The 14,684-nt window shown below is 72.6% G+C and carries 14 protein-coding genes; 3 read left to right on the top strand and 11 right to left on the bottom strand.

Annotated elements, in window-relative coordinates; translation table 11 throughout:
* Positions 1 to 5: 5 nt before the first annotated feature.
* From ACFYQQ_RS07495 to ACFYQQ_RS07445, 11 genes are all read right to left on the bottom strand, one after another.
* A complete protein-coding gene (locus ACFYQQ_RS07495) occupies positions 6 to 1,439 on the bottom strand; it encodes a hypothetical protein (RefSeq protein WP_356237652.1) in 1,434 nt (477 codons plus the stop codon).
* A gap of 9 nt (positions 1,440 to 1,448) precedes the next feature.
* Entirely contained in the window at positions 1,449 to 2,834 is a 1,386-nt protein-coding gene (gene eccD / locus ACFYQQ_RS07490) for a type VII secretion integral membrane protein EccD (protein WP_355795085.1), read from the bottom strand.
* Between the two features lie 10 nt (positions 2,835 to 2,844).
* Positions 2,845 to 3,162: a hypothetical protein gene (locus ACFYQQ_RS07485; RefSeq protein ID WP_356164749.1), complete on the bottom strand. Its 318-nt coding sequence runs from the start codon at positions 3,160 to 3,162 to the stop codon at positions 2,845 to 2,847.
* 127 nt (positions 3,163 to 3,289) lie between these two features.
* Positions 3,290 to 3,601: a pore-forming ESAT-6 family protein gene (locus tag ACFYQQ_RS07480; protein ID WP_121402948.1), complete on the bottom strand. Its 312-nt coding sequence runs from the start codon at positions 3,599 to 3,601 to the stop codon at positions 3,290 to 3,292.
* 23 nt (positions 3,602 to 3,624) lie between these two features.
* Positions 3,625 to 3,957 (bottom strand): hypothetical protein, encoded by a 333-nt coding sequence (locus tag ACFYQQ_RS07475; protein WP_355793989.1) that lies wholly within the window; start codon positions 3,955 to 3,957, stop codon positions 3,625 to 3,627.
* A gap of 475 nt (positions 3,958 to 4,432) precedes the next feature.
* Positions 4,433 to 4,822 carry a D-ribose pyranase gene (gene rbsD, locus ACFYQQ_RS07470; protein ID WP_355793988.1) on the bottom strand — a complete coding sequence of 130 codons (390 nt, stop codon included), beginning with the start codon at positions 4,820 to 4,822 and terminating at the stop codon, positions 4,433 to 4,435.
* Complete coding sequence (locus ACFYQQ_RS07465; protein ID WP_356237653.1) at positions 4,819 to 5,718, bottom strand: ribokinase; 900 nt, start codon at positions 5,716 to 5,718, stop codon at positions 4,819 to 4,821. The genes rbsD and ACFYQQ_RS07465 overlap by 4 nt, the downstream gene beginning before the upstream one ends.
* 166 nt (positions 5,719 to 5,884) lie before the next feature.
* Positions 5,885 to 7,837: a substrate-binding domain-containing protein gene (locus tag ACFYQQ_RS07460; protein ID WP_355782309.1), complete on the bottom strand. Its 1,953-nt coding sequence runs from the start codon at positions 7,835 to 7,837 to the stop codon at positions 5,885 to 5,887.
* Entirely contained in the window at positions 7,827 to 9,365 is a 1,539-nt protein-coding gene (locus tag ACFYQQ_RS07455) for a sugar ABC transporter ATP-binding protein (RefSeq protein WP_355782311.1), read from the bottom strand. Before ACFYQQ_RS07455 ends, ACFYQQ_RS07460 begins: the two co-directional genes overlap by 11 nt.
* Positions 9,362 to 10,387: a LacI family DNA-binding transcriptional regulator gene (locus ACFYQQ_RS07450; protein WP_355782314.1), complete on the bottom strand. Its 1,026-nt coding sequence runs from the start codon at positions 10,385 to 10,387 to the stop codon at positions 9,362 to 9,364. The genes ACFYQQ_RS07455 and ACFYQQ_RS07450 overlap by 4 nt, the downstream gene beginning before the upstream one ends.
* A gap of 138 nt (positions 10,388 to 10,525) precedes the next feature.
* A complete protein-coding gene (locus ACFYQQ_RS07445) occupies positions 10,526 to 10,951 on the bottom strand; it encodes an ATP-binding protein (RefSeq protein ID WP_355782317.1) in 426 nt (141 codons plus the stop codon).
* A gap of 256 nt (positions 10,952 to 11,207) precedes the next feature.
* Between ACFYQQ_RS07445 and ACFYQQ_RS07440 the strand changes: the two genes are divergently transcribed.
* Genes ACFYQQ_RS07440 through ACFYQQ_RS07430 form a run of 3 tightly spaced genes read left to right on the top strand, consistent with a single transcriptional unit; the run spans position 11,208 to position 14,508 of the window.
* Complete coding sequence (locus tag ACFYQQ_RS07440) at positions 11,208 to 12,011, top strand: helix-turn-helix transcriptional regulator (protein ID WP_355782320.1); 804 nt, start codon at positions 11,208 to 11,210, stop codon at positions 12,009 to 12,011.
* An 8-nt stretch (positions 12,012 to 12,019) separates the two neighbouring features.
* Positions 12,020 to 12,217 carry a DUF397 domain-containing protein gene (locus ACFYQQ_RS07435; RefSeq protein ID WP_355782322.1) on the top strand — a complete coding sequence of 66 codons (198 nt, stop codon included), beginning with the start codon at positions 12,020 to 12,022 and terminating at the stop codon, positions 12,215 to 12,217.
* Between the two features lie 32 nt (positions 12,218 to 12,249).
* On the top strand, positions 12,250 to 14,508 hold the full coding sequence (locus tag ACFYQQ_RS07430) for an ATP-dependent RecD-like DNA helicase (protein ID WP_355782324.1): 2,259 nt from the start codon (positions 12,250 to 12,252) through the stop codon (positions 14,506 to 14,508).
* Positions 14,509 to 14,684: the final 176 nt, after the last annotated feature.

The following is a 14,684-nucleotide window of genomic DNA, read 5'->3' as shown; positions in this document are numbered from 1 at the left end:
GACGCTCATCGCACCCTCGTCGCGCGCCGCATGGCCTCGGCGGCGAGGCGGACCGTGGCGTCTCGGGTGGCCTGCCCGAGCAGCTCGGGGCGGATCGGGCCGCCGCCCGCCAGATGACGGTCGTAGGGCAGGGGGACGACGGTGACGCCCGTCTCCTTCAGGTGCGCGACGGCCGCCTTGACGTCCAGCACCAGATCGGGCGATCCGGCCGTGAGCGCGACGACCGTCGAGGCGAGCGCGGCGTGCGGCAGCTGGGCCAGCCAGTTGAGGACCTGGCGGGTGCCGTTGACGCCCTCGGCCGTGGTCGGGGCGACGACCACCCGGGCGTGGGCGGTGTCCATCGCGGTGCGGGCCACCTCGCCGGGCAGGCTCTCGCAGTCCACCACCGTCACCGCGAAGTAGCGGCGCAGCGCCAGCGTCACCGTGCGGTACGTGGGGACGTCCAGCGGGGCGCCGACGCGGCCCCGGCTCGCGGGCAGCAGCCAGCCGCCGTCGGCGACCGGCACCAGGTAGCCGGTGACGTCGTTCAGCCGCATCGAGGGGCTGAGGATCGGCGCCAGGTCCCCGCAGGCCCAGCGCACCGACTCCGCGCCCATGCGTACGGGCAGCGTGCCGAGTGCGGCGTCGGCCTCCAGGGTCAGCACGGGGTCGTGCCGGTAGTGGTTGAAGGTCCGGCCGAGCAGCGCGGAGACCGTCGACTTGCCGACGCCTCCGCGGATCGAGGTCACGGCGATGACCCGCCCGGTGGTGACCGGTTGTTGCAACTCCCGGGCGATCCGGGTCTCCTCGGTCACGTCCTGCGCGGCGGACGCGGTGAGGCGGCGCAGCGAGCGTCCGGTGCGCCGGGTGAGGGAGTCCCCGTGCTGCGGGCGGCCGAGGGCGCGGGCGAGCCGCGGGTCGACGGTGGGCACGGCCTCCGGGGCGGACTCCGGCAGCCGGGGGTCGCGTGAGCCCCGCGGCACGGGACTGTCCCCGGGCTGCCCTCCGCCCGCCGCGGCCGAACGGGCCGGGTGCGGCAGGGCCGGTGAGGGCGCGGGGCGCGTGGGCGCGGGCGCCGGCTGCGGCTCGGGGTGCGCCGGGGCGGGCTCCGCGGTCTCCAAGGGCGGGGCGGGGTACGCCGGTTCGCCCCCTCCGGCGGGCGGCGCGGCGGCCAAGGGCTGCGCTCCGGGGCGCGGCGGATGCACGAGACGCAGCGCGGGCTCGCCCCGCCGCACGCCGGGGACCCCGGCGCCGGGAGGGCCGGAGGGCCCCACGCCGGGCGTCGGAGCGGTCGCCGCGGGGTTCTGCCCGGCACCGCCCGGTGCGGCGGCCGTACCGGAGGCGCCGGCCCCCGTGGGCACACCGGTGTCACCCACGGCCCGGGGTTCCCCGGTGGTCTGTCCCAGCCGGCGCAGCACGTCGCGCTGCCAGTCCCCTCCCCGTCCCTGTTCCTGCGCCATGTCCGCCCCTTAAGCGAAGGTGTCGAGCAGTCGTCCGTACACGCCGAAGACGCCGAGAACCAGCGGGAACAGGGCGATCACCCCGACGGTTTCCAGCATGTCGCCGGCGCGCCGCAGCCGTACGCGCACATGCTCGGCGGGCTGCACCGACAGGACCAGCAGCGGCAGCACCGCGAGCCCCGCCAGCACGGCCAGCGGCCCCGCCGCCCCGGACCGGTCCAGCCACACCAGGAGCAGCCGCACCGCGAGCACGGCCGACGCCGCCAGCAGCACCACCACCTCCGCGACCAGCGGGAAGGCACGGGCCCGCAGCGCCACCACGACGGTCGTGACGACCGCGAGCAGCACCGTCCACACGGTGGGCTCGCGCAGCGCCAGGACACCCGCGGCGACCGCCGAGACGGCCACCGTGACCGTCGCCAGCGCCAGCCCCCGGTGCGTTGCGGCCAGCGCCGCCGACACCTGGTACCGGCTCACCGAGGCGCCGCCCGAGCGCCGGTCGTCGAGACCGGACAGCCCCGACGCCATCAGCGCCAGCCGGGGCAGCAGCCCCAGCACGACGACGGACCCGACGGCGAGCACGGCGCCGACCCGGGCCTGTTCCCCGGCGTCCGACATGCCCGGTTGGAGGGCCACGGCCGCCTCCCAGCAGAGGCCCGTCGCGGCCAGCGCGGCACCGCCGACGAGCCCGCCCCGGCCGAGCGGCGTGAACCGTCCCAGCAGGACGAGCGTCACGACGACCGCCGCCACCGCACCCGCCGCCTGCGCCGCCCCCGGCCAGCCGCGGGCGTCGCCCAGCGTCCAGGCACCGAGCACCCCCAGTGCCCCGCCCGTGGTGAGCAGCGTGGCCGCGAGCCCGCGCCGTCCCGTCCGCCCGAGCAGCACACCGCCGAGCAGGCACACCGCGGCGAGTGCCAGCAGCGCGGCGCCGACGGACCCGTGCGTGTAGTGCGCCCGCGCGACGACACCGGCGACGAGCGCCCAGCCGACGGTCGCGAGCCCGGCCACGATCCGCCGGACGGCGGGCCGCCAGCGCCAGGCACGCGAGTCCAGGTCGTCGGCGGTCTCGTCGCTGACGTCATGTACCACCGGCGCCGAGGGCGCGTCCTCGGCACGCACCAGCCGCAGCACGGCCCCGTCGGGCACCCCCGCGGACTCCAGCGTGCCGTCGTGCGCGAGCGCGGAGCCGTCCGCGGTCACCAGGTGGCGCAACTGGGGGCGCTCGGAGACCTGGTCGCCCAGCAGCCGCAGCACCTCGGGCAGGAGCAGCCCGACGGGTTCCCGCGACGGCAGGACCAGGTCCACCCTCCGTCGCTCGCCGACCAGGGTGACCCGGCTCAGCGCCGTGCGGCCCGTCGGTCCGGTCTGGCTCGAAGCCCCCGCGGATATCGCCATGTCGTACCAATCACCGGGTCGAAGGAGTCACTGAGGAAGCGGAAGGCTGCGGGGAGGACCCCGGCGACGACGGGGCGGAGACACCCGGAGAAGGCTGTACGGGACCGCCGTTGGGGCTCTTGCCGATGATCCGGTGGGACACGAACGACCACCCCACGCACCCCGCGCACAGCACCGCCGCGATCACCACCCCGGCGAACACCTTCCCCAACCGCTCGTCCACCGAGCGCCGTTGCCGCTGCGTCCCGAACAGCAGGGCGTCCCGCAGCCGCCGTCGCCGTACCGACACGGACTCCAGCAGCTGGCTGTCGTACTCCTGGGCCGTCACCGTGTTCCCTTCGGCATGGACGTGCCGTTCGCCGGGATCCGGTGGATCCCGTCCGCGGTTCCCCCGCCGCGGCCCGGTGTGCCGGACCCGGGGCCGCGGACTCGCCGCGGCCCCGGGCCGGTCCGCCTCAGCCGATGTTGTCGACCGCGGCGCGCGCCTTGGCGAGCGTCGCCTGCGCGGTGCCGTCGTTCTGCTCCAGCGTGGTGCGCACGAGGCGGATGATGTCGCGGACCTCGTTCGCCGCGCGGTTCCAGCGGACTTCCTTGCCGTGGTAGTCGTCGGAGACACCGTCGGCCTGGAACTCGGCCATCGCGGCCTGCACCGCGCGGTCGCGGTCCCCGAGGACGCGCTCCAGCTGGCCGATGATGCCCTGAAGGCTGCCCTGCACCTCCGTGGAGGCGCCGGTGTCGTACGAGCGGCGGTCCTGGTTCTGACCCATGATCCAAATCCCCCTGAGTCGTCTTATCGGGCGCCGAAGCGGGCCGCGTCGAAGTTGGCCTGCCCCATGTTCTGGTGGGCGTTGTCCTGCTGCTCGGTGTCACCGGTGCCGAACGCGGTGTCCATGCCGCCCTGGCCGCCGAGGATCGCGCCGAGCGAACCGTTCAGCGCGTCGGTGATCTCGTCCGCCCGGCTCTTGAACGAGTCGAACGCGGCCTTGCCGGCGCCGTTGAACTTGCCCTCCAGCGGCTCCGCGGCCTGCACGAGCCACTTGATCAGGGTGCCCAGGTCGTCACTGGATCCGACCGTGCTCTTGCCCAGGTCCGCCAGGGTCGTGGCCCCCATGTCGAACTTCACGTATCCACCCCCGTGTATCGCGTATGACTCACCAGTACGTCGAACATCGTGACCCATAACGCGTTGCAGCGGCAACGCCGTTGGGTGCCAAGTGACACGATCAGGACGTAACACGGACTTCTTCGCGACGCGTCGCCCCGGGGCTCCGCCGGGGCTCCCACGGGGCTCCGGCAAGGCTCTCGCGGGGTGCCGGAGTGCCTCGGAAAAAATCTTGGAAATACCGTGCAACCCTTCCGGGAGTCCGCGGGTCTAGGTGTGCGTCAGGACTCTTGGAGGGGGATCCGGGGGGATCGCGGGGGTTCTGATGCGGAGGGGAAAGCCGAGGGGGCCCGGTCGACGGACCGGGCCCCTTCGAAATGCCCGCGCACGGCCGGGAACCGGCCCGACGGGCGGCTGATCCCGGCGACGGACGGCCGCGACCACGCGCCTCACGGCCGCAATCAAGCGCCTCACGGCCCCGGGCGCGCCGTCCTCCTCAGAAGAACACCCCGCACCGCAGCAGCACGTTGGCGTACGGCCGTGCCTCCCCGGTGCGCACGATCAGCCGCGCGCCCGCCGAGCGCGACTTCAGCTCCTCGTGCGAGACCAGCTCCAGCACGGGCAGGCGCGAGCGGAGCAGGGCCGCCGCCTCCGGGTTCGCCTCCCGCACCTCGTGGGCGGCCGTCCCGCACTCCACCACCAGCTCCGCGAGCAGCCCGTCCAGGACCTCGGCGAACGACGGCACCCCGGCCCGGAACGCCAGGTCCACCAGCCGCGGCCCGTCCGGGACGGGCATCCCCGCGTCGCACACCAGCACCCCGTCCCCGTGCCCCAACTCGGCGATGGCGCCCGCGAGATGGCGGTTCAGTATCCCGGCCTTCTTCACAGCGCGCCGACCTCCTCGGCGGTCGGGAAGGACACCTGCGCGCCCTCCCGGGTGACGGCGGCGGCGCCGACCCGGGCCGCGTAGGCGGCGGCCTCGGCAAGGGACGCCCCGGCCCCGAGGCGCCAGGCCAGCGCCGCGGTGAACGCGTCGCCCGCCCCGGTGGTGTCCACCGCCGCCACCTTCACCGGCGCGACGCGGGCCGACCCGCTCCCGTCCGCCACCAGCGCGCCCGCCGCGCCCAGCGTGACGACGACCGAGCGCGGGCCGAGGGCGAGCAGCGCACGCGCCCAGTCCTCGGGCTCGGGTCCCGCCGCCTCGCCCAGCAGGACGCGGGCCTCGTGCTCGTTCACGATCAGCGGGTCGCAGGCCGCCAGCACCTCGGCGGGCAGCGGCACGGGCGGTGAGGGGTTGAGGACGAACCGGGAGCCGGACGGCAGGCACCGTACGGTCTCCACGACCGTCTCCAGCGGGATCTCCAACTGCGCCGAGACCACCCGCGAGGCCCGCAGGAGCTTCTCGGCCGCGCGGACGTCGGCGGGCGTCAGCCGTCCGTTCGCGCCCGGCGAGACGACGATGCTGTTGTCCCCGGACGGGTCGACGGTGATCAGCGCGACCCCGGTGGGCGCCCCGCCGGCCAGCACACCCGCCGTGTCGACGCCGGCCGCGCGCTGGGAGTCGAGCAGCAGCCGTCCGTGCGCGTCGTCGCCGACCCGCGCGAGCAGCGCGGTACGGGCACCGAGCCGGGCGGCGGCGACCGCCTGGTTGGCGCCCTTGCCGCCCGGATGGACGGCTAGGTCGGAGCCGAGCACCGTCTCCCCGGCCGCGGGCCGCCGCTCGACCCCGATCACCAGGTCGGCGTTGGCCGAGCCCACGACCAGCAGGTCGTAGTCGTACATCAGCACACTCTTTCCGTACGTCGACGGGGCGGACCCCGTCCGTCCACGGGAGCCGGGTCCGGCCCCCGTACGCCGGTGGGGACCGGGTCCGCGGTGAGGCGGACCCGGCCCGACCGCCGGCGAACGGCCCGCGGACCGGCGGGGGAGCCGGTCGGCGGGCCGGGCGTCAGCCGCCGAACCCGGCCACGTTCTTCGACGTGACGACCTTCACCGGCACCTTCACGGTCTCGTCGACCTTCTTGCCCTCGGCCGCGTCCAGCGCGTTGCGCACCGCGATCCGGCCGAGCTCCTTGGGCTGCTGGGCCACGGAGGCGTACAGGGTGCCCGCCTCGACCGCCTTCAGTCCGTCGGGCGTGCCGTCGAAGCCGATGACGGCGACCGACTTGCCGGCCTTCGAGCCGAGGGCCTTGATCGCGCCGAGCGCCATCTCGTCGTTCTCGGCGAAGACGCCCTGGACGTCCGGGTGCGCCTGGAGCATGTTCGTCATGACGTCGAGGCCCTTGGTGCGGTCGAAGTCCGCGGGCTGCTTGGCGACGACCTTGATGCCCGGGAACTCCTTGAGGCCCGCGGCGAAACCGGCGCCCCGCTCCCGGCTGGCGGACGTTCCCGCCTGGCCCTGGAGGATCGCGATGGTGCCCTTGCCGCCCAGCTTCTCGGCGAGGGTCCGGGCGGCGAGCTTGCCGCCCGCCACGTTGTCGGAGGCGACGAGCGCCGCCGTGTCGGCCTTGTTGACGCCCCGGTCGACGCCGACCACGGGGATGCCTGCCTTGTTCGCGGCGCGTACCGCGGGGCCCGCCGCGTCCGAGTCCACCGGGTTCACGATGATCGAGTCGAGACCCGAACTGGTGAAGTTCTGCAGCTGGTTGGCCTGCTGCGAGGCGTCGTTCTGCGCGTCGGTGACGGTCAGGTCCGCGCCGAGCTTCTTCGCCTCCTGCTGGGCGCCGGCCCGGATCTGGACGAAGAACGGGTTGTTCAGCGTCGACAGGGACAGTCCGACCTTCTTGTCGGTGCCGCCCGAGGAGCCGTTGTGCAGGAAGGACATGCCGCCCACGACGGCCGCCGCGACCACGGCCGCCAGCACATAGGTGCCCGCCTGCCGGGCCCGGCCGCCCGGACCGCCCGTCCCGGCGGCCGTCGGGGTCGCCCCCGCCTTGCGCCGCACCGTGTCGAGCAGCACCGCCAGCGCGATGACGACACCGATGACGACCTGCTGCCAGAACGCCGACACCGAGAGCAGGTTGAGTCCGTTGCGCAGCACCGCGAGGATCAGCGCGCCGATCAGGGTGCCGGACGCCTTGCCCGTGCCGCCGGCCAGCGAGGCGCCGCCGATGACGACCGCGGCGATCGCGTCGAGCTCGTAGCCCTGGGCGGCCTGCGGCTGCGCGGAGGAGAGCCGGGAGGCGAGCACGATGCCCGCCGCGGCGGCGAACAGACCGGACAGCGCGTAGATCGCGAGCTTCTGCTTCTTCACCCGCAGACCCGAGAGGCGGGCCGCCTCCTCGTTGCCGCCGATCGCGTACATGGAGCGTCCGATGTACGTACGGCCGAGGATCAGGGCGGTGATCAGACCCATCACGATCATCACGAGGACCGGCACAGGCAGCCAGCCGCCGAGGGTGTCGCCGAGGTGCGAGACGGAGTCGGGGAAGGGGATCGGGCTGCCCTGGGAGATCACCAGGGACAGTCCGCGGCCCACCGAGAGCATGGCCAGCGTCGCGATGAACGGCGGCAGCTTCCCGTACGAGATGAGCACGCCGTTGACCAGCCCGCACGCTATGCCGGTGGCGATGGCGAGGAGGACCGCGATCCCCACCGGGACGCCGTGCGAGGTGGCCGTCCAGGCGAGGACGGTCGCGGAGAGCGCGGCGACGGAACCGACCGACAGGTCGATGCCCGCCGAGACGATCACGAAGGTGACACCGAAGGCGAGGATGGCGGTGACGGCCGCCTGGACGCCGATGTTGAGCAGGTTGTCGGTCGTCAGGAAGTCGCCGGACAGCGCCGACATCGCGACGACGAGGACGATGAGCGCGGTGAGCGCGCCGTTGTCGAGAAGGAGGCGGCGGACCGCCGAGGCGCCACTGGCGCCCGATGAGCTCTTGAGCGTGTCAGTGGCCACGGGAGTCCTCCACTGCGGTAGTTCCGGTGTTGGCGGTAGCGGGTGTGCTGACGGCGAGTGCCATCACCGCGTCCTGGGTGGCTTCGGCGGCGGGGAGTTCGCCCGCGATCCGGCCCTGGGCCATGACCAGCACGCGGTCGCTCATACCGAGCACCTCGGGCAGGTCGCTGGAGATCATCAGGACGGCGGCTCCGGCGGCCGTGAGCGCGTTGACGAGCTGGTAGATCTCGACCTTGGCGCCGACGTCGATGCCGCGCGTCGGCTCGTCGAGGATCAGCACCTTGGTGTCGGCGAGCAGCCACTTGCCGATGACGACCTTCTGCTGGTTGCCGCCGGACAGGGTGCGTACGTGCTGGCCGAGTCCGGCCATCCGGACGCCGAGCTGCCCGGCGATCCGGGCGGCGGCCGCCCGCTGGCCCCTGAGGTCGACGAGCCCGCCGTGGGTCGCCGAACGCAGGGTGACGAGACCGAGGTTCTCCTCCACGGACGCGTCGAGCAGCAGTCCCTGGCCCTTGCGGTCCTCGGGGACCAGCCCGATGCCGGCGGTCATGGCGGCGGTGACGTCGTGACGCGGCAGCCGCGCCCCGGCGACCTCGACGGTGCCGCTGTCGTACGGATCGGCCCCGAAGACCGCCCGGACGACCTCGGTGCGTCCCGCGCCCACCAGTCCCGCGATGCCGACGACCTCACCGGCGCGCACCTCGAACGACACGTCGTGGAAGACGCCGTCCCTGGTGAGCCCCTCGACGGTCAGCAACGCGGTTCCGGCGTCGGCGCGTTCGCGCGGGTACTGCTGCTCGATCGACCGGCCCACCATGAGGCGTACGAGTTCGTCCTCGGGTGTGGAGGCGGGCACCTGGCCGACGCTCCGGCCGTCCCGGATGACGGTGACCCGGTCGCCGAGGGCGGCGATCTCCTCCAGGTGGTGGGTGATGAAGACGATGCCGACGCCGTCCTCGCGCAGCCTGCGCACGATCGAGAAGAGCTTCTCGACCTCCTCGGAGGTGAGTACCGCGGTCGGCTCGTCCATGATCAGGACGCGGGCGTCCAGGCTGAGCGCCTTGGCGATCTCGACCATCTGGAGCCGGGCGATGCCCAGTTCACGCACCCGGGCCCGGGGGGACACGTGCACGCCGACCCGGTCGAGCAGTTCGGCGGCGTCGGCCTCCATCTTCTTGCGGTCGATGAGTCCGAAGCGCCGCGGCTGGCGGCCGAGGAAGATGTTCTCGGCCACCGTCAGGTCGGGGACGAGGTTGAACTCCTGGTAGATGGTGGCGATCCCGAGGCGCTCGGAGTCCTGGGCGCCGTGGATGCGCACCTCCTCGCCGTCGACGAGGACCCGTCCTGCGTCGGGGCGGTAGGCGCCGGAGAGCATCTTGATGAGGGTGCTCTTGCCCGCGCCGTTCTCCCCGAGCAGCACGTGCACCTCGCCGCGGCGCAGGTCGAAGTCGACGCTGTCGAGGGCGACGACGCCGGGGAACGTCTTGCGTATCCCTTCGATACGCAGCAACTCGTCCGTACGGCTCACGGGTTGCTCCTTTGCACGGGACGTACGGGTGCCGGCTCGCCGCAGGAACGGCGCACGACGAGACGGGCGGGGAGGGTGACGGACTGCGGGGGCCGCCCTTCGATCCGGTCGACCAGGGCGCGGACGGCTGCCCGGCCCAGTTCACCGGTCGGCTGGGCGATCGCCGTGACCGGCGGGTCGGTGTGCACGAACCACGGGATGTCGTCGAAGGCGGCGAGGGCGATGTCCTCGGGGACCCGCAACCCGCGTGCCCGGACGGCGTCCAGCGCGCCGAGCGCCATCAGGTTGTCGGCGGCGAAGACGACCTCGGGCGGCTCGGCCAGGTCGAGGAAGCCCTCGGTGGCCCGGCGCCCGCTCTCCGCCTGGAAGTCGCCCTGGCCTATGTAGGCGTCGGGCAGGGCGATGCCGTACTCGGCGAGCGCCTCCCGGAAGGCCTCCACGCGCTCGCTGCCGGTGGTGGTCGCCGCCGGGCCCGCGATGATGGCGAGCCGCCGGTGGCCGAGCCCGTGCAGGTGGGCGACGAGGTCGCGGACGGCCGCCCGCCCGTCCGCCCGGACGACCGGCACGTCCACGCCGGGGATCCAGCGGTCCACGAAGACCATCGGGGTGCCCGCGCGGGCGGCGTCCAGCATGCCGGGGGAGCCGCCGTCGGCGGGGGAGACGAGGAGGCCGTCGATCCGGCGGTCGAGCAGCGTGCGGACGTGGTGGTCCTGGAGGTCGGGCCGCTCGTCGGCGTTGCCGATGATCACGCTGTAGCCGAGGGCGCGGGCCTCCTCCTCGACGGAGCGGGCCAGCTCGGTGAAGTACGGGTTGAGCACGTCGCTGATGACCAGGCCGAGGGTGCGGGTCTGGTCGGTGCGCAGGGAGCGGGCGACGGCGTTCGGGCGGTAGCCCAGGGTCTGGACGGCGGTCAGGACACGGGCGCGTGCGTCCGCGCTGACCGACGGATGGTCGTTCAGGACGCGCGAGACCGTGGCGACGGACACGCCCGCCTCGGCAGCGACGTCCTTGATGCTCGCCATCGTCGCTCCACCTCCTCGTGGAATCGATTACATGCAGGAATTGGAATCGATTACATGGGGAAAGGCAAGGGTCGCCAGTGGCCGAGATTGAATCGTGACCTGTGGCGTGATACGGCCCACGACGGCCTTCTTGGGCGCTCAGACGGCGGCCAGCTCGCACCACACGTACTTGCCGCGGTTGCCGTGCCGGGCGAGCGGGTGCCAGCCCCACTCCGTGGAGCAGGCCCGCACCAGGGTGAGCCCTCGCCCCTGTTCGGGGTGCTCCTGCTCCTCCTGCCCCTCCTGTCCGGACGGCGCCGGCGGCTCGGGCGGCTCGGGGTCCGTGTCCCAGGCCCCGATCCGCAGTGTGCCGGGCGGCGACCAGCGCACCCGGAGGGCGGCGGGGCCCTTCGTGTGGCGTACGGCGTTGGAGATCAGCTCGGTCGCGAGCAGCTCGGCGACGTCGGTGAGGCCGATCAGTCCGTGCATGGTGAGGATCAGTCGGATGGTGCGGCGGCTGACGGTGACGGCGCGCACGTCGTTGGGGACGTGTAGGGAGTACTCCCAGGACTCGTTTTCGGGCATGCGTGAACTCCGTTCGGTGGAGGGGGAGTTGCGGCGGGCCGGCGGTGGCAGTGTCGCGCCCGTCATGGCAGGACGGGGCGGTGCGCTTCCGGTGCCCCGGGGGTGCCGCAGAGTGTGCGTCGCGTCACTGACGGTAGATCTAAATCTAGAGACGCCGCAAGCGGGTCACGTAATCTGGCCCCCAATGAGTGGCGTCCGCGGGCGCGTTGAACCAGAGGGCGGTCAGGCTTTGAGGCGCGAACCGACGGCACGTCAGATGCGACTGGCGACAGAGCTGCGCAGACTCCGCGAGGCGGCAGGCCTCACGGCGCGCCAAGCGGCGGCGCTCCTGGGGGTGAGCCCGGCTCAGATCACCCACATCGAGTCCGGCCTCGCGGGCGTGAGCGAGCAGAGGCTGCGCCGCCTCGCCTCTCATTACGCCTGCACGGACGAGGAGTTCATCGACGCGTTGGTGGCCATGGCGACGGACCGGACGCGGGGCTGGTGGGAGGAGTACCGGGGATTGCTGCCCACGTCGTTTCTGGACCTGGCCGAACTGGAACATCACGCCGTGTACCTGCACGACGTGGCGATCCTCTACGTGCCGGGTCGGCTGCAGACGGAGGACTACGCCCGCGCCCTCTTCAGTTCGCGAGTTCCCGAACTGACCGACGAGGAGGTCGAGTTTCGGGTGCGTCACCGAATGGCACGCCAACAACTGCCCCTCCCGCACGAGGTGGTGATCCACGAGGCGGCGCTGAGGATCAGGGTGAGCGACCGCGCCGCAACCCGAGCGCAGCTCACGCGGCTTCTCGAATCGTCCGAGAGTGCCCACGTCACCCTGCGAGTGATCCCCTTCGATGTGGACGGTTTCACCAAAGCGTCCGCCACCATGACCTACGCGGGTGGCTCTCTGCCCCGATTGGACACGGTCGTGCGCGACGCGCCGCACGGGTCGGTCCTCATCGACGCCGAAGCTCAACTGGCGACTTACCGAACGAACTTCCGTAGGGTGCAAGCTGCATCGCTCGACCCGGAGCGATCGCGTGAACTCATCAACGGACTGGCGAAAGAGTTGTGAGGCGCCCCATGACGTTCGACAACTGGCACAAGTCGTCCCACTCGGGCGAGGGCGACGGCAACAGTTGCGTGGAGATCGCGACCCTCCCCGCCCACGTCGCCGTCCGTGACTCGAAGGCCCCCGCCCAAGCCACCCTCACCTTCCCGGTGACGGCCTTCGTCCCCTTCGTGGAGGCGCTCAAGCAGGCCCCCGTGGCTGATCGCTGACGGCTGTCACACCCTCCGGGTACCGTCGGGACATGTCCGATCAGGCGGGAACCCGCCAGGTGACCCTGGCGGTGGTGGAAGGCGTACTGGAGCGCATCACGTACGCCAACGAGGAGACCGGGTACACGGTGGCCCGGGTGGACACCGGCCGTGGTGCCGGCGACCTGCTGACCGTCGTCGGCTCGCTCCTCGGCGCACAGGTGGGCGAGTCCCTGCGCCTGGAGGGCCGCTGGGGCTCCCACCCGCAGTACGGCAAGCAGTTCACGGTGGAGAACTACACGACGGTGCTGCCCGCCACCGTCCAGGGCATCCGCCGCTACCTGGGCTCGGGTCTGGTCAAGGGCATCGGCCCGGTCTTCGCGGACCGCATCACCCGGCACTTCGGCGTCGACACGCTGCGGATCATCGAGGAGGAGCCGAAGCGGCTCGTCGAGGTCCCCGGTCTCGGCCCCAAGCGCACCAGGAAGATCGCCGACGCCTGGGAGGAGCAGAAGGCGATCAAGGAGGTCATGCTCTTCCTCCAGAGCGTCGAGGTGTCGACGTCCATCGCCGTCCGCATCTACAAGAAGTACGGCGACGCGTCGATCTCCGTGGTGAAGAACCACCCCTACCGCCTCGCGTCGGACGTCTGGGGCATCGGTTTCCTCACCGCCGACAAGATCGCCCAGTCCGTCGGCATCCCGCACGACAGCCCGGAGCGCGTCAAGGCCGGTCTGCAGTACGCGCTCTCGCAGTCCACCGACCAGGGCCACTGCTACCTCCCCGAGGAGCGGCTCATCGCGGACGCGGTGAAGCTGCTCCAGGTCGACACGGGACTCGTCATCGAGTGCCTGGCCGAGCTGGCCGCACCCGGCGAGGACGGCGAGGACCCGGGCGTCGTGCGCGAGAGGGTCCCGGCCCCCGACGGCGGCGACCCGGTCACCGCGGTCTACCTGGTCCCCTTCCACCGCGCCGAACTCTCCCTCTCCGCCCAGCTGCTGCGGCTGCTGCGCACCGGCGAGGACCGGATGCCGGGGTTCCACGACGTGGACTGGGACAAGGCGCTCGCCTGGCTGAAGGGGCGTACGGGCGCGGAGCTGGCCCCCGAGCAGGAGGCGGCCGTCCGGCTCGCGCTGACGAAGAAGGTCGCCGTCCTCACCGGGGGACCTGGCTGCGGCAAGTCGTTCACGGTGCGCTCGATCGTGGAGCTGGCCCGGGCCAGGAAGGCGAAGGTCGTGCTGGCGGCGCCCACGGGCCGGGCGGCCAAGCGCCTCGCGGAGCTGACCGGCGCCGACGCCTCCACCGTGCACCGGCTGCTGGAGCTCAAGCCCGGCGGGGACGCGGCGTACGACCGGGAGCGGCCGCTCGACGCCGACCTGGTGGTGGTGGACGAGGCGTCGATGCTGGACCTCCTGCTCGCCAACAAGCTGGTCAAGGCGGTCGCCGAGGGTGCTCACCTGCTGTTCGTGGGGGATGTCGACCAGCTGCCCAGCGTCGGCGCCGGCGAGGTCCTGCGCGATCTGCTCGCCGACGGCAGCCCGATCCCGGCGGTCCGCCTCACCCGCGTCTTCCGCCAGGCCCAGCAGTCCGGCGTGGTGACGAACGCCCACCGGATCAACGCGGGCCAGCAGCCCGTCACCCAGGGACTCAAGGACTTCTTCCTCTTCGTCGAGGACGACACCGAGGAGGTGGGCCGGCTCACCGTGGACGTGGTGGCCCGGCGCATTCCGGCCAAGTTCGGTCTCGACCCGCGGCGCGACGTGCAGGTGCTCGCGCCGATGCACCGCGGCCCGGCGGGCGCCGGAGCACTGAACGGCCTGCTCCAGCAGGCCGTCACACCGGCCCGCCCCGACCTCCCCGAGAAGCGCTTCGGTGGGCGGGTCTTCCGCGTCGGCGACAAGGTCACCCAGATCCGGAACAACTACGAGAAGGGCGAGAACGGCGTCTTCAACGGCACGGTCGGCGTCGTCACCTCGCTCGACCCGGACGAACAGCGCCTGACCGTACGCACGGACGAGGACGAGGAAGTGGAATACGAGTTCGACGAGCTCGACGAACTGGCCCACGCGTACGCGGTGACCATCCACCGCTCCCAGGGCAGCGAGTACCCGGCGGTGGTGATCCCGGTCACCACCAGCGCCTGGATGATGCTCCAGCGCAATCTGCTCTACACGGCGGTCACCCGCGCCAAGAAGCTGGTCGTCCTCGTCGGCTCCCGCAAGGCGATAGGCCAGGCGGTCCGCACGGTCTCCGCCGGGCGCCGCTGCACCGCCCTGGACCACCGTCTGGCGCCCCGCCCCCTCGGAGCCTGAGACGCCGGGACGGACGCGGGGAAGGGCTCAACGGTCCCGGCACGGCGGGGTTCGTAAAAAATGATCGATCAAATGAGTCACAAAGGTCACACTCCACTTCCGGAAGCGGAGCGTGGGGGGCAGGATGAGCAGGTTGGCGGCACTGAGTGCCGCCAATAGGCCCAATGGTCGACCCC

This window comes from Streptomyces sp. NPDC005496 (assembly GCF_042872045.1).
In the GTDB taxonomy this organism is placed as follows: Bacteria; Actinomycetota; Actinomycetes; order Streptomycetales; family Streptomycetaceae; genus Streptomyces.
Note: the sequence above shows the minus strand (reverse complement) of the source record. Positions and strands in the feature narration are given on the sequence as shown.

Coding starts and splice junctions, on each gene's coding strand:
- ACFYQQ_RS07495 (WP_356237652.1), bottom strand. CDS start 1,439: ATGGCGCAGGAACAGGGACGGGGAGGGGACTGGCAGCGCGACGTGCTG.
- eccD (WP_355795085.1), bottom strand. CDS start 2,834: ATGGCGATATCCGCGGGGGCTTCGAGCCAGACCGGACCGACGGGCCGC.
- ACFYQQ_RS07480 (WP_121402948.1), bottom strand. CDS start 3,601: ATGGGTCAGAACCAGGACCGCCGCTCGTACGACACCGGCGCCTCCACG.
- ACFYQQ_RS07465 (WP_356237653.1), bottom strand. CDS start 5,718: ATGTACGACTACGACCTGCTGGTCGTGGGCTCGGCCAACGCCGACCTG.
- ACFYQQ_RS07450 (WP_355782314.1), bottom strand. CDS start 10,387: ATGGCGAGCATCAAGGACGTCGCTGCCGAGGCGGGCGTGTCCGTCGCC.
- ACFYQQ_RS07445 (WP_355782317.1), bottom strand. CDS start 10,951: ATGCCCGAAAACGAGTCCTGGGAGTACTCCCTACACGTCCCCAACGAC.
- ACFYQQ_RS07440 (WP_355782320.1), top strand. CDS start 11,208: ATGCGACTGGCGACAGAGCTGCGCAGACTCCGCGAGGCGGCAGGCCTC.
- ACFYQQ_RS07435 (WP_355782322.1), top strand. CDS start 12,020: ATGACGTTCGACAACTGGCACAAGTCGTCCCACTCGGGCGAGGGCGAC.
- ACFYQQ_RS07430 (WP_355782324.1), top strand. CDS start 12,250: ATGTCCGATCAGGCGGGAACCCGCCAGGTGACCCTGGCGGTGGTGGAA.